This is a genomic window from Ideonella oryzae, from assembly GCF_024055665.1.
GTDB classification, from domain to species: Bacteria; Pseudomonadota; Gammaproteobacteria; order Burkholderiales; family Burkholderiaceae_C; genus Ideonella; species Ideonella oryzae.
The window spans coordinates 37,848-58,862 of record NZ_JAMXMC010000018.1 but is presented as its reverse complement, the minus strand read 5'-3'; the positions used below and the strand labels follow the sequence as shown (position 1 = coordinate 58,862).

Annotated in this window: 18 protein-coding genes; 5 read left to right on the top strand and 13 right to left on the bottom strand. The window is 69.4% G+C overall.

Features of this window, described 5'->3' with window-relative positions:
• Window positions 1-947: 947 nt before the first annotated feature.
• From M0L44_RS21255 to M0L44_RS21205, 11 genes are all read right to left on the bottom strand, one after another.
• Entirely contained in the window at window positions 948-1,322 is a 375-nt protein-coding gene (locus tag M0L44_RS21255; RefSeq protein WP_252772186.1) for a hypothetical protein, read from the bottom strand.
• A 385-nt stretch (window positions 1,323-1,707) separates the two neighbouring features.
• Window positions 1,708-2,208 (bottom strand): nucleoside deaminase, encoded by a 501-nt coding sequence (locus M0L44_RS21250; RefSeq protein WP_252772185.1) that lies wholly within the window; start codon window positions 2,206-2,208, stop codon window positions 1,708-1,710.
• Complete coding sequence (locus M0L44_RS21245) at window positions 2,201-3,580, bottom strand: FAD-binding oxidoreductase (RefSeq protein WP_252772184.1); 1,380 nt, start codon at window positions 3,578-3,580, stop codon at window positions 2,201-2,203. The genes M0L44_RS21250 and M0L44_RS21245 overlap by 8 nt, the downstream gene beginning before the upstream one ends.
• A 25-nt stretch (window positions 3,581-3,605) precedes the next feature.
• Window positions 3,606-4,430 (bottom strand): ABC transporter permease, encoded by an 825-nt coding sequence (locus tag M0L44_RS21240; protein WP_252772183.1) that lies wholly within the window; start codon window positions 4,428-4,430, stop codon window positions 3,606-3,608.
• The gene (locus M0L44_RS21235) at window positions 4,427-5,257 is read right to left on the bottom strand and encodes an ABC transporter ATP-binding protein (protein ID WP_252772182.1); all 831 of its coding nucleotides are present in this window, start codon (window positions 5,255-5,257) and stop codon (window positions 4,427-4,429) included. Before M0L44_RS21235 ends, M0L44_RS21240 begins: the two co-directional genes overlap by 4 nt.
• Window positions 5,258-5,320: 63 nt before the next feature.
• Complete coding sequence (locus M0L44_RS21230) at window positions 5,321-6,325, bottom strand: ABC transporter substrate-binding protein (protein WP_252772181.1); 1,005 nt, start codon at window positions 6,323-6,325, stop codon at window positions 5,321-5,323.
• Window positions 6,326-6,405: 80 nt separating this feature from the next.
• Window positions 6,406-7,266, bottom strand: coding sequence for a creatininase family protein (locus M0L44_RS21225; RefSeq protein WP_252772180.1), 861 nt, complete (start codon window positions 7,264-7,266; stop codon window positions 6,406-6,408).
• A gap of 5 nt (window positions 7,267-7,271) precedes the next feature.
• On the bottom strand, window positions 7,272-7,742 hold the full coding sequence (locus M0L44_RS21220) for a RidA family protein (protein WP_252772179.1): 471 nt from the start codon (window positions 7,740-7,742) through the stop codon (window positions 7,272-7,274).
• Window positions 7,739-9,049, bottom strand: coding sequence for an amidohydrolase family protein (locus M0L44_RS21215; RefSeq protein WP_252772178.1), 1,311 nt, complete (start codon window positions 9,047-9,049; stop codon window positions 7,739-7,741). Before M0L44_RS21215 ends, M0L44_RS21220 begins: the two co-directional genes overlap by 4 nt.
• A 5-nt stretch (window positions 9,050-9,054) precedes the next feature.
• Entirely contained in the window at window positions 9,055-9,642 is a 588-nt protein-coding gene (locus M0L44_RS21210; protein WP_252772177.1) for an NAD(P)H-dependent oxidoreductase, read from the bottom strand.
• 223 nt (window positions 9,643-9,865) lie between these two features.
• Window positions 9,866-10,528: a TetR family transcriptional regulator C-terminal domain-containing protein gene (locus tag M0L44_RS21205; protein ID WP_252772176.1), complete on the bottom strand. Its 663-nt coding sequence runs from the start codon at window positions 10,526-10,528 to the stop codon at window positions 9,866-9,868.
• Between the two features lie 289 nt (window positions 10,529-10,817).
• Between M0L44_RS21205 and M0L44_RS21200 the strand changes: the two genes are divergently transcribed.
• A complete protein-coding gene (locus M0L44_RS21200) occupies window positions 10,818-11,996 on the top strand; it encodes a DUF4382 domain-containing protein (RefSeq protein WP_252772175.1) in 1,179 nt (392 codons plus the stop codon).
• 15 nt (window positions 11,997-12,011) lie between these two features.
• Here M0L44_RS21200 and M0L44_RS21195 read toward each other — a convergent pair whose 3' ends face one another.
• Window positions 12,012-13,310 carry an O-acetylhomoserine aminocarboxypropyltransferase/cysteine synthase family protein gene (locus M0L44_RS21195; protein WP_252772174.1) on the bottom strand — a complete coding sequence of 433 codons (1,299 nt, stop codon included), beginning with the start codon at window positions 13,308-13,310 and terminating at the stop codon, window positions 12,012-12,014.
• Between the two features lie 234 nt (window positions 13,311-13,544).
• Between M0L44_RS21195 and phaR the strand changes: the two genes are divergently transcribed.
• The 3 genes from phaR to M0L44_RS21180 are packed head-to-tail and all read left to right on the top strand — an operon-like array spanning window position 13,545 to window position 16,775.
• Complete coding sequence (phaR, locus tag M0L44_RS21190; RefSeq protein ID WP_252772173.1) at window positions 13,545-14,117, top strand: polyhydroxyalkanoate synthesis repressor PhaR; 573 nt, start codon at window positions 13,545-13,547, stop codon at window positions 14,115-14,117.
• Window positions 14,118-14,160: 43 nt separating this feature from the next.
• A complete protein-coding gene (rimO, locus tag M0L44_RS21185) occupies window positions 14,161-15,564 on the top strand; it encodes a 30S ribosomal protein S12 methylthiotransferase RimO (protein ID WP_252772172.1) in 1,404 nt (467 codons plus the stop codon).
• A 20-nt stretch (window positions 15,565-15,584) separates the two neighbouring features.
• Entirely contained in the window at window positions 15,585-16,775 is a 1,191-nt protein-coding gene (locus tag M0L44_RS21180) for a PLP-dependent transferase (RefSeq protein ID WP_252772171.1), read from the top strand.
• 16 nt (window positions 16,776-16,791) lie between these two features.
• Here M0L44_RS21180 and M0L44_RS21175 read toward each other — a convergent pair whose 3' ends face one another.
• The gene (locus tag M0L44_RS21175) at window positions 16,792-18,846 is read right to left on the bottom strand and encodes a sigma-54-dependent Fis family transcriptional regulator (protein WP_252772170.1); all 2,055 of its coding nucleotides are present in this window, start codon (window positions 18,844-18,846) and stop codon (window positions 16,792-16,794) included.
• A 354-nt stretch (window positions 18,847-19,200) separates the two neighbouring features.
• On the opposite strand from M0L44_RS21175, the gene M0L44_RS21170 reads away from it, so the two are divergent.
• Window positions 19,201-21,012, top strand: coding sequence for an NAD(P)/FAD-dependent oxidoreductase (locus M0L44_RS21170; protein ID WP_252772169.1), 1,812 nt, complete (start codon window positions 19,201-19,203; stop codon window positions 21,010-21,012).
• Window positions 21,013-21,015: the final 3 nt, after the last annotated feature.

Below are 21,015 nucleotides of genomic sequence, written 5' to 3'. Positions count from 1 at the left end.
CTTCATCAGGGTCCGTGGCCCGAACCGCCACATGAATGACCGTTTGTAGTTTGGCCAGTCCGCACCTTGTTGTTTCCATCGCCTGATCGAAGCCCGGTTGGTACTTGAAGCCCCACAAAAAAAACAGACCCGCAGTGCGGGTCTAGGGATTCGTTTGGCTTGACGGACGGGGAAGCCCTTGTAGTCCTAGTTGAGCTGCGCTGTGCGACGCAGGGCCGCGAGGCGCAACATGGGCATGGGCGCTTCGCGGCCCTGTGGCGCATAGCGTCAGCTCGAACGCCCAGTTAGACATCATGTTGCTGCCGCTATGCGGACCAACAGTAGAGTGGATTGCCGAAGACACCGTGCGCACCCAATGACTCCTTGCTCGTTCCCCAGAAGCAGAGAAAGCGATCCTCCGGCTCCTGGTACACCAGCCAGAGACCGTTAGCGTGTGCGATGCAGACGCCGTCAAGCTCTTCGCCAACTCCAGCGAACGGAAAGCCCGGCTCCATAACCTGGGCGCGGACCGCGAACGGCTCACAGATGTTGCCACGGATGTGGTTCGCCACGCTGGTTCGATCAGTGTTCGGCGGCACATAGATGCCCGGGCCTTCAAGAGCTATGGCTCGTTCAAGTATCTCCAGCGCTTGCGCTCGACTTGGCAGGCCGTTCATTTGCTGATGTCTAACTAGTTATCGACCCCATTTTGCGCCACCAACAACCGGGGTGCGCCCGAACATCTCCGGTTGAACCTGCGCCAAGTGGCTGTCGTTGTTGAATTTTCGATCAACCCCACACACGGTATCACTGCGTAACAGAGCGACAAATGGCTCATCGAAACGAGGTGTGAGTGAGTCCGTAAACTTGAGGATGCTGATGGCCAGTCGATGTCTGGGTTTGCTTGCATCAGACGTTGAGCGAGTGGGCTGCTCTTGGCCGGATGTGTCCTGCATCAATCGAGCTGGTCAGGCCTGCAGAAGGATCGTGAATGTGGCGGACGAGCCATGTCCGGAGCGAAACACCTGATACCGCGTCATGTCGATGCGCCCGGCCAGCAGGGACGGCAGCTGAAAGATGCGTTCGCCGTTGGGCGCCATGGGAAACGGTGTGCCGTTTGGGTTGGGGGTGTGAACATAGACCGCGTCTCCGGCGCTGTCCCCTGGCGTGATCAAAGCAAACACCTGGTACTCGCCAGGAAAGCTGTTCAGCTCAATCTGGGCTCGGCGAAAAGCCTTGAGCAACACCGCCAAGTGACGTCGGCGGTCGAGCCAAGAATGGTCGTCAAACCCCTCCCAGTCGAAGTGCTGATGGGATAAGTCGCACCAACGCTTGCGAGCCATGTCCACCCGATACGAGCGCGCTTCGCGCCATAGACGGGCGTAGTAGTCCGCATCAGGTTTTGTCGGTCGTGGCCGGAGGACAGGGAGCCTTCTCACGCAGCAACTCTATCGTCTGCAGAAACGAATCCCGCGAACTGCCGCCCGTGATTTTTCTGCGCCGGCCGACTTCAGCCCGATTGCCATAAATCGGTCTCTGGGCTGCTGACGGCAGCCGATCGAACCAAGCGATGCCTTGGCCGCCTGCATGATCAGTTGGCTGCGGGATGGGCTTGATGGCATGGTTTATCGCTCGCAGCACATACGACTGTATCCATTGCTGCGGGAGCGATCCGGACGGCCGTCGTTGACGGGGCCCGTCCGTGGCCGGGTGGCGTGAGTCTGTCTCTCAATCCGCCTGAAACCGCGCCCAATACGCCGTGTGCGGCGCGGTGGCTTCTTCCAGCAGCACCGGGCCGTGCACTTCGATGGGGCGTGGCGAGCGCGCGTAGATGTCCTCGCACGACCATTCCAGGTCGCCGGCGCCACTGTCCAACTTGCGGAAGGCCCGCATGCGCACCGCGTCGATGCCGAAGACCACGCGGCCGATGCCGGACCAGAAGATGGCCCCCGCGCACATGACGCAGGGCTCGCCAGAGGCGTACATGGTGGCCTGGGCCAGCACCTCGCGCGACAGGCCTTTGGTGGCGGCTTCGTGCAGGGCCATGACCTCGGCGTGGGCGGTGCAGTCGCCGGTCTGGCGGTTGCTGTTGGCGGCTTCGGCCAGCAGTTCGCCGCTGGCGCTGCCGATCACCGCACCGAAGGGGCGGTTGCCGTTCGACGTGGCGACAGCGGACAGTTCGATGGCCCGGCGCAGCAGGCGGGCGTCGGCATCGTTGATCTCAGGCATGGGCGGGCTCCTGGGCCAGGGGTTGTGCCGGGGCCCAGCTCTTGAGCTTGCCGGGGTTGAGCAGGCCTTGCGGGTCGAAGCGCTGCTTCATGGCCAGCACCTGCGGGTTGAGCTTGAGGTTCTGCTTGCCTTCTTCCACGTAGCAGGTGTGCGGGTTGTTGATGACGACGCCGCTGTCGCGGTAGGCCTGCATGATCTCGGCCAGGCGGGTTTCGTCGCGGGTGCAGATGATCTCCAGCCCGCTGCAGCTGTACTCGCCTTCCTTGGTGCGCAGGAATTCGACGTGCATCTGCACCTCGCCGGCAAAGCGCTGGGCCAGCGTGCGCACCTGCTCCAGGTAGCAGCTGGGGTTGTAGGCGCTCTGGATGTAGGTGAGGTTCTTCTCCACCTTGAAGGCGTGCAGGGTGGTGTGGTTCCACACGTACTCCAGCAGGGTGCGGCGGCTGGCGGCCACCTCGGCCGCGGTGGCGCGGTAGCTCAGCGTGCCGCCGCGCTCGGCCAGCATCTGGGCGATGGTCTCCTCGCAGAACTCCGCGGCCAGGAAGACCACCGCATGGCGCCCCTGGGGCAGGCCCAGCTTGGTGAAGTAGTCGGTGATGGGCGCGGCCATGAAGCTGACTTCCTTGGTCACCAGACCCGGGGCGCGCCCCAGGTCGGCGCCAAAGCGCAGCGCGGCGTCGAAGTCGTCGAAGGTGGCCACGCCTTCCAGCCAGTCGTGGGCCGGGGCCAGGCCCACCTCCAGCTCCAGCACGATGCCGTTGGTGCCGTACACATGGTGCATCACCAGCGCTTCGGGCCCGCGCAGTTCGATGATCTGCGGCTCGGGCTCCACGGTCATGGCGCGCACCGCCAGGATGTTGCCCGGCGCGGCCAGCGGGCCGTAGCGCAGCGAGCCCGCCCCGCCGAAGCCGCCGCCGAACAGGCCGCCCAGCGTGGCGCTGCGGAAGGTGGAGGGCAGCCAGCGCAGCTCCCAGCCCAGCGGCCGCGCGGCGTCGTCGAAGGCCGCCAGGCGGATGCCGGCCTGCGCCCGCCCCACGCCGGGCCGCGCCCACAGAAAGGCGTTGTAGGCGCTCATGTCCAGGATCAGGCCGCCGTGCAGCGGCGTGCACTGGCCGTAGTTGCCGGTGCCGGTGCCGCGCAGCGTGATGGGAATGGCCAGGCGGGCGCAGGCACCCACCACGGCGCGGATCTCGTCTTCGCTGCGGGGCCGCACCGCGATGTCGCCGTGCTTGCCCGCCAGCGTGCGTTCCAGCACCGGGCTGTACCAGGCGAAGTCGCGCGAGAGGTTCTCCACGCGGTGCGGTTCGGTGATCCAGTCGAGCGCAGGCAGCTCGGCGCGCAGGGTGTCGATGGGGTAGGCGGAGGTGGTCATGGGGAGGATGTCGAAGAGGGGCGCTTCATTCCTGGGCCTGGGCGCTGCTGTGCCAGCTGCCCAGGGCCCAGCGGGCCAGCAGGCCCATCAGGGCGAAGAGCAGCACACCGGTGAGCGAGATCAGCAGCAGCGCGGCGAACATGCGGGGGATGTTGAGCTGGAAGCCGGCCTGCAGGATCTGGTAGGCCAGGCCCGCGCCGCTGCCGCCGGTGCCGGCCACGAACTCGGCCACCACCGCACCGATCAGGGCCAGGCCGCTGGAGATGCGCAGGCCGCCGAAGAAGTAGGGCAGGGCACCGGGCACGCGCAGGCGGATGAGCTGCTGCCAGCGGCTGGCGCGCTTCATGCGGAAGTAGGCCAGCAGGTCCGGGTCCACGCTGCGCAGGCCCAGCGTGGTGTTGGAGATGACCGGGAACAGCGCCACCAGCGTGGCGCACACCACCAGCGACAGCGTCGGGTCCTTGACCCAGATGATGATGAGCGGAGCCACCGCCACGATGGGCGTGACCTGCAGCAGCACCGCGTAGGGCAGCAGGGCCAGCTCGATCAGCCGGCTCTGCACGAAGAGGAAGGAGATCAGCACGCCGATGACGGTGGCCGCCGCGAAGGACAGCAGCGTGATCTTCAACGTGACCCACAGCGCCGGCATCAGCATGCCCGCGTCTTCCACCAGGGTCTTGAACATCAGGATGGGCGAGGGCACCAGGTAGGCCGGCAGCTCCAGCGCGTCCACCGTGCCTTGCCAGGCGCCCAGCAGCACCAGCAGCACCAGCAGCGGGTAGACCACCTGCTGCACGCGCGGGCGCAGCAGCAGCGGGGTGCGGGGCGGGGTTGAGGAGGGGTGGCTCATGCGCTGACCTCCTCAGGTTCCAGGCCGGCCTGGCTGGCCCGCAGCAGGCTCTCTTGCAGGCGGCGGGCCTGGGCGGCAAAGCGCTCGGACACCATGAAGTCCGCGCTGCGCGGGTAGGGCTCGTCGATGGTGAACTCCTCCACCACGCGGCCCGGCCGCGCGGCCATCACCACCACGCGGGTGGAGAGGAACACCGCCTCGTGGATGGAGTGGGTGACGAAGACGACGGTGAGGCCGCGCTGCTTCCACAGGGCCAGCAGGTCGGCATCCAGGCGGTGGCGGGTGATCTCGTCCAGCGCGCCGAAGGGCTCGTCCATCAGCAGCAGGTCCGGCCGGGTGAGCAGGCCGCGGGCGATGGAGGCGCGCATCTGCATGCCGCCGGACAGGGCCCGCGGCAGGGCGCGGTCGAACTTCTCCAGGCCCACCAGCTTCAGCACCTCGTCCACCCGGGCATCGGCTTCGGCGCGGGGCACGCCGGCCAGGTCCAGCGGCAGGCGCACGTTGCGCCGCACATCGGCCCAGGGCATCAGCGTGGGCGACTGGAAGACGAAGTCCATGCCGTGGCCGGTGCGGGCCAACTGGTCCACCGGCTGGCGCCACAGCAGGATGCGGCCGTCGCTGGGCGCATGCAGGCCGGCGATCATCTTCAGCAGCGTGCTCTTGCCGCAGCCCGAGGGCCCCAGCAGGGTCACGAACTCGCCGGGGGCGATGCGCAGGTCCACCGGCATCAGCGCGCGGGTGCCGTTGGGGTAGGTCTTCTCGGCCGAGAGGATCTCGACCGCATACGGGGGCGAGCCCGCGGGCGTGGGGGTGTCGGTGTCAGCCATGGTGCGCGTGCGAGGACGACAGGGGGCGGACGGCGCGCCGCGCCGTCCGCGACAGCTCAAGGCTCAGGGCAGGACCTTGACGCCCTTGAGGAACTGCAGGTTCACCGTCTGCTCGACCCTGACCTTGGCCGGGTCGATCAGCTTGTTGGCCACCAGGAAGTCATAGCCTTCCTTCACGCGGGCCTCGGTCATGGTGCCGATGCCGTTCTTGGCCGCGTCACCGCCGGTCACCAGGCCGTACTCCTTGAGCTTGGCCACGCTGAAGGCCAGCTGGTCGTCGGTCATCTGCGGGTTGTCCTTCTTGATCAGGGCATTGCCCGGGGCCGGGTCGGCCAGGTAGCTCTTCCAGCCCTCGATGCTGGCCTGCACGAAAGCCTGCACCGCCTTGCTGCGCTTGGCCACCGTGCTGTCCATGCAGGACACGGTGGTGGCATAGGACGGGTAGCCCACATCGGCCATCAGGAAGGCATTGGCCTTGGCACCGGCCTTCTGCAGGGCGTAGGTCTCGGAGGTGATGTAGCCCTGCTGCACCGTGTTCTTGTCCGCCAGGAAGGGCTGGATGCTGAAGGTGTAGGGGCGGGTCTGGGCGTCGGTGAAACCGTACTTGGTCTTCAGCCAGGGCCAGTAGCCCTGCTGGGCCGTCGAGGCGATGAGGATGGTCTTGCCCTTCATGTCCTCGAAGGACTTGACGTCCTCATGGCCGATCAGGGCCTGCGGGTCCTTCTGGAACAGCGCGGCCACGGTGACGATGGGCACGCCGTTGGAGCGGGCCTGGGTCATCTGCAGCTGGCTGGAGCCCATGATGCAGTCGGCCTGGCCGGCGGCCAGCAGTTGCACACCGTTGACCTGCGGACCACCCATCTTGATGGTCACGTCCAGGCCGTGCTTCTTGTAGAGGCCGGTGGCCACCGCCTGGTAGAAGCCGCCATGCTCGGCCTGGGCGAACCAGTTGGTCAGGTAGACGAACTTCTCCTCGGCGGCCTGCGAGGCACCTGCGGCCAGCAGGGCCAGGCCGGCGGCCAGCACGCGGCCGGAGCGCTTGAAGGAGAAGGAAGTACGGCGTTGCATCGTGAAAACTCCTGCAGCTAGGGAAGGGACGGGGAGGGGAAGGGGAAACCGGGAAACCGGAAAAAGGGGCGGTGGACGGCTCAGGGCGCGGCGCTGCCGGCCACCTCGCCGGCAAACTGGCCGCGCTCCCAGGTGGGCGCGCTGCGGGCCGGCCAGCGGGCTTCGTGCAGCTCGGTGATTGCCTGGGCCCAGCTGGTGGCCAGTGAATCGAGGATGGCCTGGCCCTGTTCGGCGGTGGCGGGGGTCGGGTCGCCGATCACGCCGCTGTCGCCAAAGTCGCGGGCGGCCCAGGCGCAGGCCGGCCGGCCATCGGGCGAGAGCAGCTTGGACGGGAACTCCGGCGGGTAGCTGGCCACGGCCCGGTCCATGCGCACCGTCTCGGGGGCCAGGGCCAGCACCAGCGCGGTCTCGGCATGGCCGGCGTGCATGGCCAGGCGCTTCTCGCGCTCGTTCAGGTACTGGCCGGCCACATGCGGCACCCGCCAGGTGAAGCTGGGCACGACGATGAAGTCACCGTGGCGAAGGCGCAGCTCGCGCGCCGCCATCTCCAGCACCTGGGGCTGGCCGCCGTGGCCGTTGACGAACAGCAGCTTGCGAAAGCCCGCGCGGTAGACCGATTCGCCCAGTTCCTCGATGGTGGACAGCAGGGTGCGGCCGGTGAGGGTGACGGTGCCGGGAAAGTGCAGGTGCTCTTCCGACTTGCCGTAGCTGATGGGCGCCATGCCGAAGGCGGGCACCGAGGCCGGCAGCTGGGCCAGCGCATGGCCCACCACGCCGGCGGCAATCAGTGTGTCCACCGCGCAGGGCAGGTGCGGGCCGTGCTGCTCGGTGGCGCCCACGGGCAGCACGATGACGGTGTTCTCCCGGTCGGGCAGGGCGGCGATGTCCGTCCAGCTCAGGTAGGGCAGAAAGCGCGGGGCGGGGCAGAAGCCGTGCAGCATGGGGTTCACTCCGGGCGGCGCAGGGGCAGGTAGGCCGTGCCCTCGACCTCGATCAGGATGTCGTCGGTGGGCATCAGGCCGCTGACCTCGACCACGGTGGAGACGGGGGGCTGGTCCGGGTAGAACAGCTTGCGCACCCGGTTGTAGAGCGGGAAGTGGTCCAGGTTGCGGAAGTACTGCACCAGCTTGAACACGTCTTCCATGCGGCCGCCCTCGGCCTCGATGGTCTGGCGGATGCGGTCCAGCACATACCAGCTCTGGGCCAGGATGGGGCCTTCCTTGATGTCGCAGGAGAACTCGCCGGTGCGGCCGATGCGGGCCGCGGCCTCGGCCGGGATGTCGTCGTAGCCGCGCACGATGCGGCCCGCGGCCGGGTCCACCGCGATGACGCCGGACAGGAACACGTAGTCGCCCATTCGGCGGCTGGCGGCGTAGCGGGCCAGCGGCGCGGCGCCGGCGGAGGATGGGGCGTTCATGGCGTCACCGTGTCGTCGGAAGAGGGAGCGAGCCGCTGGCCCGCGCGAAGCACCACCCTGGCCTGCGCACGCGATGGCCAGCCGCTGGCGCTGGCGCGGGGGAAGATGACCAGGTCGGCCACGCGGCCGGCCAGCGGCGGCGGGGCGTCCCAGCCGGGGCTGGCTCGCCGGTCGAGCCAGTCGGGCCGGCACAGGGCCTGGCTCCAGCTGTCGAAGGCCTCGGGCAGCTGGGCCACCTGCACGCCGGTGGCAAAGGCCTCCACCGGGTCGTAGCTGCCCACGGCGCAGAAGGGGTCCTCCACGTTGTCGCTGGCCAGCAGCAGCGGGATGCCGCGTTCGCGCGCCTCCTTGACCAGGGTGATGCCGCGCTGACGCGGGGTGCGGCCGGTCACGGCGTCCTGCAGCAGCAGGTTGGTGATGGGCAGCGAGACCAGGGTGATGGGCGCCTGGGCCACCGCGTCCAGCGTGGCCAGGGCCTGGGCCTCGGGCTGGGCCGCCAGCGCGCAGACATGGCCGCAGACGGCCCGGCCGGCGTAGCCGATCTCGCGCAGCGTGCGGGCCACCAGGGCCAGGCCTTCGGCGGCGGGGTTGAGCTCCTCGTCCACATGCAGGTCCAGGTCCAGATCGGCCTCGGCCGCGGCCAGCAGCAGCTGGCGGGCCGAGCTGGGCGTCCAGTGGTGCGAATGGATGAAGCCGCCCAGCAGGGCGCCGGGGCCGCTGGCGGCGATGTGGCGGGCCAGGCGGTGGGCCTGGGCGCTGTCCTCGAAGGCCGTCTGCGGCACCAGCGCCGCGCGCTCCAGCTGGATGCGGCCGGCCCAGGCCTGGGCCAGTTCGCCCAGTACCGACCAGGCCAGCGGCTCCTGCGCGGGCTCCCACCAGTCCACGTGGCTGCGGATGCGGGTGACGCCGGCCTCCCAGGCCCACTGCAGCGCCTGGCTGGCGCGGGCGTGGATGTCCTCGCGGGTCCAGTGGGCGCGGTCGCCCATCATGGCGTCGATGGCGGCCAGCAGGCCGGGCTTCACGTGACCGATGCGCTCCAGCGTGAAGGTCTTGTCCAGGTGGGTGTGGGCATCGACCAGGCCAGGCAGCACCGGCGCGCCGGCCAGGTCCCAGTCGGTGGGGCTGGCGGGCGAGGTGTCCGCAGACATGGGCGCCAATTGCTCGATGTGCCCGGCGGCCAGCGTGAGGCAGGCCAGGGCCGGGCGCCCGGCGCTGTCCGATGGCCAGTGGGCCGGCAGCAGCCAGCGGGGCAGGCGGGTGTGGAGCAGGCGCGTGGGCGCGGCGCAGGGGAGGTGAAGGCCGGCCATGGCGTTCAGGCGAAGCGTTCCATGGCCGCGCGCACCTTGGCCTTGAAGGCGCCCAGCGTGGTCGGCGTGGCCACGTTCATGTGGTAGTAGGGGTGGTAGCTGATGCGGGCGCTGCCGCCGGTCAGCAGGCGCAGGTAGCGCTTGATGACGCGGCGCGGCGGGTCGCCCATGTACCAGGCCACCCAGCGCGGGCGGCCGTAGGTCACCACCGCCGAGATGTGCTTCAGGTGGGTCAGCGCCGGCTTCACATGGGCCGGGTCGCTGATGTCGAAGGCCACGCCGGGCATCAGCACCCGGTCGAAGAAGCCCTTGAGCATGGCCGGCAGGCCCATGCACCAGGTGGGGAAACAGAACACAAGGCCCTCGGCCCATTGCAGGCGCTCCACATAGCGCTTGACCGGCAGCTGGTTGCTGGGCACCGAGTGGTAACCCAGGCGCTCCTCACGCGAGAGCACGGGGTTGAAGCCCTCGGCGTAGAGGTCGCAGTCATCGACCTCGTGGCCGGCGGCGCGCAGGCCTTGCAGGACCTCCTGGTGCAGGGCCGCGTTGAAGCTGGTTTCCACCGGGTGGCAGAAGATCACGAGGACGCGCATGGCAGCTGGCTCTTAAATTTGACTGTTGGTCAAAATAAGCAAGCGCGATGCCAGCCAGCACGGCGGGGCCAGGGCCGGGTGGCGCGGCGTCGGCGCAGCGTCTTCAGCGCCGGTGGGGCGGGGTGGGCGAGGGGCCGACGGAGCCCCGGGTGGGCCTCACGCCCGGGGTGCGCGATGCACGCGCTTGAGGCGCGCCGCACCAGAAGCCGGCCCGGGCGCCAGCTCAGTCGGGCGAGAGCCCGCAGGCCAGCAGCACGGTGGTGGCGATCTCGTCGGCGATGGCGTCCACCGGCGGCTGCGCGCCCATCATCACAGCCACCTGGGCCTGGTAGTCGGCGTAGTACTGGGTCATGCCCCAGATCTGCTGCAGCAGCAGCAGCGGGTCGCGCCGGCGCAGCAGGCCGGCGTCCATCCAGCGCTGCAGCAGGCGCGCCTTGTTCTGGGTGGAGGCCAGCATCTCGGGCCAGTAGCGGGCGATGTGGGTGCCGCCGGCCAGCATCTCGGCGGTGAAGATGCGCGACACCGGGCCGTTGGCCAGGGCGTAGTGCAGCTTGCGGTGCACGTAGTCGCGCAGCAGCTGGGCCGGGGTGTGGCCCGCTTCCTCGGTGAGCGAGAAGGCCTCGCGCCACTCGTTGACCACCTCGTGCAGCAGGTTGGCGTAGAGCTCGTCCTTGCTGCCCGCGTAATAGAGCAGCTGCTGCTTGGTCAGCCCGGCGCCCTCGGCCACCGCCTGCATGGTGGTGCCGGCAAAGCCATGGCGGCTGAAGACGTCGATCGCCGAGGCGCGGATGGTCGCCAGGATCTGAGCCCGGCCGGCATGGTGGCGCTGGCGCGGTTGGCGCACGGTGCGCCGGGGTGGGGCCACCGGCTCAGCGCTGGGGGGCATGGCGGGGCGGAACAGGGGCGAGGGTGGGCCCGCCTCCCTGGACGGGGCGGGGGCCGGACGGCGGACGCTGGTGGCGCGCGCCGCGGGCGGGCTCGTCTTGCGGGGCGAAGAAGGGGGACGGGATGACATGGCGAGGCGGCGGCCCGGGATGCGCTGGGCTGCCTGGGCAAGCATGTTACGGACCACGGCGGGGCGGCCGCCCCATTTGCATCTTGTGACGCCCGGGCCATCGGAATGGCGGAAAATGTGCAAATTACACAGTCACCGCGTTGAGTGAAGGGGTATCGACATGACAAACTTTCGACGCATCTGGGCCGTTCTGAGTCTGACGGGCGCGGCGCTTCTGGCGGCCTGTGGTGGGGGCGGTTCCTCCACATCCACCGATGGCTCCACCGGCACGCTGCGGGTGAGCCTGACCGACGCACCGGCCTGCGGTTTCGACCAGGTCAACGTCACCATCCAGAAGGTGCAGGTCAACCAGAGCGCCTCGGCCTCCGACAGCGATCCGGGCTGGATCGACATTGCGCTGAATCCGGCGCTGCGGGTGGACCTGCTGACGCTGAGCAACGGGGTGCTGGCAGAACTGGGGCAGGTGCCCCTGGCCGCAGGCCATTACAGCCAGATGCGGTTGGTGCTGGCCGACAACAGCGGCAGTGATCCGTTGGCCAACTCGGTGGTGCCCACCGGGGGCAGCGAACAGCCGCTGACCACGCCGAGCGCCCAGCAGACGGGCCTGAAGATCAATGTGGACCTGGACGTGCAGGCCAACCAAATGGTCGACATGGTGCTGGACTTCGACGCCTGCAAGTCGGTCGTGACGGCCGGTGCCTCGGGCAAGTACATCCTCAAGCCGGTGGTGAAGGCCACGCCGGCCTACATCTCGGGGGTGGGTGGCTATGTGGATGCCGCGCTGGCCAATGGCCTGACCACGGTGTCGCTGCAGCAGGACGGGGTGGTCATCAAGGCCACGGCCCCGGACGCCACCGGCAAGTTTCTGCTGCAGCCGGTGGCCCCGGGCAGCTACGACTTCGTGATCACCTCGCCCGGCTTCGCCACGCTGGTGGTCACGGGGGTGACGGTCGATTCGGGCCTGGTGACGACGATCAGCACATCGGGCATGCCGCTGCTGCCGCCCCTGGCCGGCGTGGGCACGCTGGCCGGTGTGGTCACCACGCCGGCCGTCTCGGTCGACGCCCAGATCAGCGCCGCGCAGCACCTGAGCGGCGGCGACTGGATCGTGGTGGGCAGCACCCTGGCCGATGCGGACAGCGGCGCCTACGCGCTGGACCTGCCCGCAGCCGCCCCCTGGGTGGCCCCGTATGTGGCCGGGGGCAGCCTGGTCTTCGCTGCCGACGCCACGGCCGGCAGCGCCTACACGCTGAACGCGGAATCGGGCGGTGTGCTGCAGACGGCCGGGCCGCTGACCGTGGGCACGGGCACCACGGTCACGACCAACTTCGCGTTCTGACGCGGGCTGGCGGCTTCAGACGGCCGCCAGCGCCTGGTCGAGATCGGCGATCAGGTCATCCACATGCTCGATGCCGACCGACAGGCGCACCGCGTCCTCGCTCACGCCGGCCTTCTCCAGTTCCTCCGGCGACAGCTGCCGGTGGGTGGTGGAGGCCGGGTGGGTGGCCAGCGACTTGGCGTCGCCGATGTTCACCAGGCGGGTGAAGAGCTTCAGCCCATCCAGAAAGCGGGCTCCGGCCTCGCGGCCCTGGCCGGCCGGCGCCTTCACGCCGAAGGTGAACAGGCCCGAGGGGCGACCGCCCAGGTACTTCTTGGCCAGGGGGTACTCAGGGTGGTCCTCCAGCCCGGCGTAGTTGACCCAGCCCACCTTGGGGTGCTGCTGCAGGTACTTGGCCAGCGCCAGGGTGTTGTCGCAGATGCGGTCCATGCGCAGGGCCAGGGTCTCGATGCCCTGCAGGATCTGGAAGGCGTTGAAGGGCGAGATGGCCGCGCCGGTGTTGCGCAGCGGCACCACGCGCGCCCGGCCGATGTAGGCCGCCGGGCCCAGGGCTTCGGTGTAGACCACGCCGTGGTAGCTCACGTCCGGCTCGTTCAGGCGCTTGAAACGGGCCTTGTGCTCGGCCCAGGGGAACTTGCCGGAATCGATGATGGCGCCGCCCAGGCTGGTGCCGTGGCCGCCCAGGTACTTGGTGAGCGACTGCACCACGATGTCGGCGCCATGCTCGATCGGCCGGCACAGGTAGGGGCTGGCCACCGTGTTGTCCACGATCAGCGGGATGCCGTGGCGGTGGGCGATCTCGGCCAGGCGGGCGATGTCGGTCACATTGCCCTTGGGGTTGCCCAGGGTCTCGGCATAGATGGCCTTGGTGCGTTCGTCGATCAGGGTCTCGAACTGCTCGGGCTGGCGGTAGTCGGCAAAGCGGGTCTGGATGCCGTACTGCGGCAGGGTGTGGGCCAGCAGGTTGTAGGTGCCGCCGTACAGGGCGCTGGACGAGACGATGTTGTCGCCTGCCTCGGCGATGGTCAGGATGGCGTAGGTGACCGCCGCTTGGCCCGAGGCCAGGGCCAGCGCGGCGATGCCGCCTTCCAGGGCCGCCACCCGCTTTTCCAGCACGTCGGTGGTCGGGTTCATGATGCGGGTGTAGATGTTGCCCGCGACCTTCAGGTCGAACAGGTCGGCGCCGTGCTGGGCGCTGTCGAAGGAGTAGGCCACCGTCTGGTACAGCGGCACGGCCACGGCCTTGGTGGTTGGGTCAGGGGTGTAGCCGGCATGGACGGCCAGGGTCTCGAAGCGGTGTTCGGCGCTGCTCATGGGGGTGCGTTCTGAGGTTGTGGTGAGAGGGTTGGAACGGTTCAGCCCGACAGCCTAGCGGCTGCGCACCGTTTCGCGAAGCCGGTTTCCCGCATGGACAGATGCGCAAACCGTTGGCCTTTGTTGCAGCGCATCCAACCGTGCAATCCCGGGGCTGGACGGCCCAGGGCGACCACTAGAATCGATTGAAACCCTGCCCCCGCGGGGCACCCACCCATCGGAGCCCGCCGCCTTATGACGCAAGAGCCCAAGGATGCCGCTGGCGCGGCCTCGACCGCCGCCCTGCGCATCCTCAAGAAGTACCCGAACCGGCGTCTGTACGACACGCAGGCCAGCTGTTACATCACGCTGGCCGACGTCAAGCAGATGGTGCTGGACGGCATCGAGTTCGAGGTGCGGGACGCCAAGACCAGCGAGGACCTGACCCGCAGCATCCTGCTGCAGATCATCCTGGAGGAAGAGGCGGGCGGCATGCCCATGTTCAGCGCCCGCTCGCTGGCGCAGATCATCCGCTTCTACGGCCACGCCATGCAGGGCGTGATGGGCAACTATCTGGAGAAGAACCTCCAGGCCTTCGTGGACATGCAGGGCCGGCTGGCCGAGCAGGCCAGCGGCCTGTACGACCCCAAGAGCTTCACGCCCGAGATGTGGACCCAGTTGATGAGCGGCCAGGCCCCGGTGATGCAGGGCCTGATGGGCAGCTACCTGGAACAGTCTCAGCAGCTCTTCCAGCAGATGCAGGAACAGATGCAGAAGCAGGCCGGCAACCTGTTCGGCGGCTTCCCGCCGCCGCCGGCGCAGAAGTAGGTCCCGCACCGGGGCCGGGGCGGGTTTGAGACAATCCCGCCCCATGAGCTCCGCACCCGACACCGCCGCCGCCACCCCGAACACCCCCGGCGACGCCCCCACCATCGGCTTCGTCAGCCTGGGCTGCCCCAAGGCGCTGACCGATTCCGAGCTGATCCTCACCCAGCTCTCGGCCGAAGGCTACAAGACCGCCAAGACCTACCAGGGCGCCGACCTGGTCATCGTCAATACCTGCGGCTTCATCGACGACGCCGTGCAGGAGAGCCTGGACGCCATCGGCGAGGCCCTGGCCGAGAACGGCAAGGTCATCGTCACCGGCTGCCTGGGTGCGCGTGAAGGCGCGGACGGCGGCAACATGGTGCGCGAGGTGCACCCCAAGGTGCTGGCCGTGACCGGCCCGCACGCCACCCAGGAGGTGATGGACGCGGTGCACCAGCACGTGCCCAAGCCGCACGATCCCTTCGTGGACCTGGTGCCGGCCGCCGGCATCAAGCTCACCCCCAAGCACTACGCCTACCTGAAGATCAGCGAGGGCTGCAACCACCGCTGCACCTTCTGCATCATCCCCAGCATGCGCGGCGACCTGGTCTCGCGCCCGGTGGGCGATGTGCTCAACGAGGCCCGGGCCCTGTTCGAGGGCGGGGTGAAGGAGCTGCTGGTCGTCAGCCAGGACACCTCGGCCTACGGCGTGGACGTGAAGTACCGCACCGGCTTCTGGAACGGCGCGCCGGTCAAGACCCGCATGCTGGACCTGGCGGCCAAGCTGGGCGAGCTGGCCCGTGAGCATGGCGCCTGGGTGCGCATGCACTATGTCTACCCCTACCCGCATGTGGACGAGGTCATCCCGCTGATGGCCGAGGGCCTGGTGCTGCCCTACCTGGACGTGCCCTTCCAGCACGCCCACCCGGATGTCCTCAAGCGCATGAAGCGCCCGGCCAGCGGCGAGAAGAACCTGGAGCGCATCCTGCGCTGGCGCGAGCTGTGCCCGGAGATCGTGATCCGCTCGACCTTCATCGCCGGCTTCCCCGGCGAGACCGAAGAAGAATTCCAATACCTGCTGGACTTCCTGCGCGAGGCGCAGATCGACCGGGCCGGCTGCTTCGCCTATTCGCCGGTGGATGGCGCCACCGCCAACGCGCTGCCGGGCGCGTTGCCCGATGAAGTGCGCGAGGAACGCCGTGCCCGCTTCATGGCCGTGGCCGAGCAGGTCTCCATCGAGCGGCTGCGCCGCCGCGTGGGCGCCACCATGCAGGTGCTGGTGGACAGCGCGCCGGCCCTGGGCCGCCGCGGCGGGGTGGGGCGCACCTACGCCGACGCGCCGGAGATCGACGGCACGGTGCGCATCCTGCCGCCGGCCAAGGCCTCGGTGCAGCTGAAGGTCGGCGAGTTCGCCAAGGTCCGCATCGTCGGGGCCGAGGGCCACGACCTGGTCGGCGAACCCTTCTGATCCCTTCACAGGCAGACCCCATGAGCGACGCCAAGTCCACCGAGCTGATCCACCACCCCTACCAGGCCCCGGGCGATTTCGCATCGCCGGTGGTGCCGGTGTGCAAGGGCTCGACCGTCTACTTCCCGAACATGGCCGCGCTGCGCCAGCGCAGTTGGGTGGACAAGAGCGCCTACACCTACGGTCTGCACGGCACGCCCACCACCTTCACGCTGGAGGCCCGCCTGGCCACGCTGGAAGGGGCCCAGCACGTGCTGCTGGCCCCCAGCGGTCTGTCGGCCATCACCGTGGTCAACATGGGGCTGCTGAAGGCGGGCGACACGCTGCTGCTGCCGGACAACGTCTACAACCCCAGCAAGGACTTCGCCCGCCACGAGATGGCGGCCTGGGGCATCGGCCACCGTCTGTACGACGCGATGCAGCCCGAGAGCCTGGCCCAGGCGCTGGACGAGAGCGTCAAGCTGGTCTGGCTGGAGGCCCCGGGCTCGGTGACGCTGGAGTTCCCCGACCTGCCGGCCCTGGTGCGCACGGTGCGCGAGAAGGCGCCGCAGGCCGTGATCGCCCTGGATAACACCTGGGGCGCCGGCCTGGCCTTCGATGCCTTCGCGCTGGGCGACGGCCTGGGCGTGGACGTGACCATCCATGCGCTGACCAAGTACCCCTCGGGCGGAGGCGATGTGCTGATGGGCTCGGTGGCCTGCCGCGACACGGCCCTGTACGAAAAGCTGGCCTGGACGCACAGCCGCCTGGGCCTGGGCGTGGGCGCCAACGATGTGGAGCTGGTGCTGCGCAACCTGCCCAGCCTGCCGCTGCGCTATGCGGCGCAGGACGCCGCCGCCCGGCGCATCGCGGCCTGGGCGCAGGCCCAGCCGCAGGTGACACGCGTGCTGCACCCGGCGCTGCCGGACTCCCCCGGCCATGCCCACTGGGCGGCGCTGTGCCGCGCCTCGGCCGGCCTGCTGACGCTGGAGATGGACCCGCGTTTCAGCGCCACGCAGGTGGACGCCTTCGTCGACGGGCTGCAGCGTTTCCGCATCGGCTGGAGCTGGGGCGGGCCGGTGAGCCTGGCCGTGCCCTACCAGGGTGGCGCCATGCGCAAGCTGGGCAGCCCCTACCGCGGCACGCTGGTGCGCCTGTGCATCGGCCTGGAGGTGGTGGACGATCTGATCGCCGACCTGGCCGCCGGCCTGGCCCGGCTGGACGCGCGCTGAAGAGCAGGCTCCGGGCTCAGTCTCGTCTGTCGGCGGGGGACCAGCGCACCCGCCGCTCGCCCAGCGCCAGGCGCTGGATGCGGCGGTGGATGGTGGAGCGGCTGACGCCCAGCAGGCGGGCCGCTTCGGACACATTGCCCTGGCAGCGCTGCAGCAGGCGCTCCAGCGCCATCGCGGGATCCGCGGGACCAGCGGGGTCCTCAGGATCGGTGGCATCGCTGACGTGCGGGGGCGGCTCCAGGGGCGGCGCCGGCAGGCGGGGGAGCATCGTCGCCACCGTCTGGGGCAATCCAGCGGAAGCCTCCAGCACCGTCTCCGGCAGATGCTCCGGGCCGAAGCACGGCCCTTCGCTCAGCGCGGCCGCATGGCACAGGGCGTTGTGCAGCTCGCGCAGGTTGCCCGGCCAGCCATGGGTGCGCAGCAGGGCTCGCGCTTCGGGCGTGGGCCGCAGGCCCGGGCGCTGGGCCTCGGCCAGGCGGTCGATCAGTGCGTCCAGGTCCTGGCGCTGGCGCAGCGGCGGCAGGCTCAGCTGGGCCGCGTTCAGGCGGAACAGCAGGTCCTGGCGGAACAGGCCCTGGTCCACCAGCACCGTCAGTGGCCGGTGGGTGGCCGAGATGACCCGCAGGTCCAGCGGCTTGGGCTGGCGTGCGCCCAGCGGCGTGATCTCCGACTCGGACAGCACGCGCAGCAGCTTGGCCTGCAGGTGCAGCGGCATGTCGCCGATCTCGTCCAGGAACAGGGTGCCGCGGTGCGCGGCCTCCACCAGTCCCGTCTTGCCGCGGCTGGCGCCGCCGGTGTAGGTGCCGGGCAGGTAGCCGAAGAGCTCGCTCTCCAGCAGGGTCTCGGGGATGGCGGCGCAATTGATGGCGACGAAGGGCCCCGGCCGGCCGCTGGCCGCGTGCAGGGCGCGGGCCAGGTATTCCTTGCCCGCGCCGGTTTCGCCCTGGATCATCACTGGCAGGCGCTGCGGGGCCAGCCGGGCGGCCTTGTGCAGCAGCGCGTCCAGGTGGGCGTCGCCGGCCGACAGGGCGCGCAGCGCTTGCGGCACCGGGGTGGTGGTCGCGGTGGTCGTGGCGGAGGGGGCCGGGGTCGCGTCGCGCACCGGGGTGGCGCTGCCGCGCTGCGGTTCGATGGCGTGGGCGAACAGGATGCTGCCGTCGCGGGCGCGCACGATGCGGTCCTGCGCCAGGCGGTGGCGCAGCAGGCTGGGCAGGCCATCCACATCCAGCTCGAAGAAGCGCTCCAGCGGCAGGCCCAGCAGGTCGCGCCGTTCGGCCCAGGGCAGGCCGATGGCCTGGGCCAGGATGCGGGCCGCGGCCTGCGTCATGCCGCGCACCCGGCCCGCGCCGTCCAGTGTCAGCGCGGCGTCCGGGTCCACGTCCAGAAAGTCGGGCGAGCGGGACAGGCGCAGCACCCAGTCGCTGCGCGAGCGCTCCATCAGGTGGGCCAGCTCGATGCGCCGGGCCGTGGACGTCACCAGGTGCAGGGCCAGGCTTTGGCTGCTGCGCGATTCGGGCGAGCGCAGCAGCGACAGGTCCAGCACCGCGGCCAGTTCGCCACGGTGGTCGTAGATGGGCGCGGCGGTGCAGGACAGCGGCGTGTGCGTGTAGTCGAAGTGGTCGCTCTGGTGGATGATCAGCGCCTCGCCGCCTTCCAGGCAGGCCCCCACCGCGCAGGTGCCGGCGCGGTCTTCGCGCCAGTCGGAGCCCAGGTAGAGCCCGGCGCGGCGCAGCGCGTCGGCGTCGCCCTCGTGCCCGAGGAAGTCCACGGTGATGCCGTGGCGGTCGGCCAGCAGCAGCACGTACTGCAGCCCGGCCAGCTGCTGGTACAGGCGCTCCAGCCCGCTGCGGGCGATGCGGATCAGCGGCTCGGATTCCTCGCGGTGCACCCGCAACTGGCCCTCGGGGACGATGTAGGCCTCGCAGGTGGCGGCCGGGTCCAGCCGGTGGCGTTCGATGCAGCGCTGCCAGCTGCGCAGGACGGCCGCGTCGCGCGCAGGGGTGCCGCGGTTCAGACCGAGTCCGAAGGACTCGATCTCCTGGACGTGGGAGGCGTAGGAGCGTGCGTTCATGCGAGGGGCCACCGTGGGCGTCACTTGATTGTGGGCAAGGGGCCCGGGACGCTGCATGGAGGTTTACCCACAGCCCCGCCGGGCGGGGCGCGACAGGCCGTTGCGACAGGTGTCGCAGGGCTGTTGCGGCCGACCGCTTCCGATGCAACACCTGTGGCGCGCGATCGGAGGTGTCGAGGCCCGCCATGAGGGGCGAGGAAGCGCCATGAACGGGGGCGTGTGCACGGGGGCTGTACGAGGGACGAGGCGCCTCGGCGGCATGGGCAGTCCCGGTGGCGAGCCCACGGCTGGCACAGGCATTGCCGAAGGAGGTGCGGCGCCGACGAGCGCTGCAACACGACACAGGAGACACGCATGACCCTTCCTTCCACCTCCGATCCCCGGGCCGCAGCACAGGCGGTGCTGGACGCGCTCAACCAGGGCCTGGCCGCCGAAAAGAGCGAGGCCGTGGCCGGCCTCTTCGCGGACGAGAGCTACTGGCGCGATCTGGTGCTCTTCACCTGGAACCTGAAGACGATGGAGGGACCGGCGCAGATCACCGAGATGCTGCGCCACCAGCTCAGCCCGGCCCTGCCGGTGCGCTTTGAGCTGGATCCGAAGGAGACGGTGGAGGAGGCTGGCGGAGTGGTCTCGGCCTGGCTGACCATCGACACCAGCCTGGCCCGGGGCACCGGCCACCTGCGCCTGAAGAACGGCCGCATCTGGACCCTGCTGACCACGATGCAGGAGCTCAAGGGCTTCGAGGAGCCGCTGGGCCAGCGCCGGCCCAAGGGGGCCGAGCACGGCATCCACAAGCACCGCCAGACCTGGCTGGAGAAGCGCGAGCAGGAGGCCGCCGAGCTGGGCCGCAGCACGCAACCCTATGTGCTGGTGATCGGGGGCGGGCAGGGCGGCATTGCCCTGGGCGCGCGGCTGCGCCAGCTGGGCGTGCCGCACATCGTGATCGACACCCATGAGCGCCCGGGCGACCAATGGCGCGGGCGCTACAAGTCGCTGTGCCTGCACGACCCGGTCTGGTACGACCACTTGCCGTACCTGCCGTTTCCGGACAATTGGCCGGTGTTCGCGCCCAAGGACAAGATCGGCGACTGGCTGGAGATGTACACCAAGGTCATGGAGGTCAACTACTGGCCGTCCACCCGGGCGACGCAGGCGCGCTGGAACGAGGCCACCCAGGACTGGGAAGTGACGGTGCAGCGCAATGGCGAGACCCTGGTGCTGCGGCCCCAGCAGCTGGTGTTCGCCACTGGCATGTCCGGCAAGCCCAACATCCCGAAGATCCCAGGACAGGATGTGTTCCGCGGCGAGCAGCAGCATTCCTCACAGCATTCAGGGCCGGACGCCTACCGCGGCAAGAAGGTGGTGGTGATCGGGGCCAACAACTCGGCGCACGACATCTGCGCCGCGCTGTGGGAGCACGAGGCCGATGTCACCATGGTCCAGCGCTCGTCCACCCACATCGTGCGCTCGGACTCGCTGATGGAGATCGGTCTGGGTGCCTTGTATTCGGAGCAGGCGGTGGCCAATGGGGTCAGCACCCGCAAGGCGGACCTGATCTTCGCCTCGCTGCCCTACCGCATCATGGCCGACTTCCAGAAGCCGCTGTACGACCAGATCCGCGAGCGGGATGCGGGCTTCTACCGCGCGCTGGAGAAGGCCGGCTTCATGCTGGACTTCGGCGACGACGGCTCGGGCCTGTTCATGAAGTATCTGCGGCGAGCCTCGGGCTACTACATCGACGTGGGCGCCTGCGACCTGGTCATCAACGGCAGCATCAAGCTGCAGTCGGGCAAGGGCATCAGCCACCTCAGCGAGCACGCGGTGGTGCTGGACGACGGCACCGAGCTGCCGGCGGACCTGGTGGTTTATGCCACCGGCTATGGTTCGATGAACGGCTGGGTGGCCGACCTGATCAGCCCCGAGGTGGCCGACCGGGTGGGCAAGGTGTGGGGCCTGGGCTCGGCCACCACCAAGGACCCGGGGCCCTGGGAAGGCGAGCAGCGCAACATGTGGAAGCCCACGCAGCAGCCGGGGCTGTGGTTCCACGGCGGCAATCTGCACCAGTCACGCCACTACTCGCTGTACCTGGCGCTTCAGCTCAAGGCCCGCATGGAGGGGCTGCCGGTGTCGGTCTACGGCCAGCAGGCCGTGCACCACACCCGCTGAGCC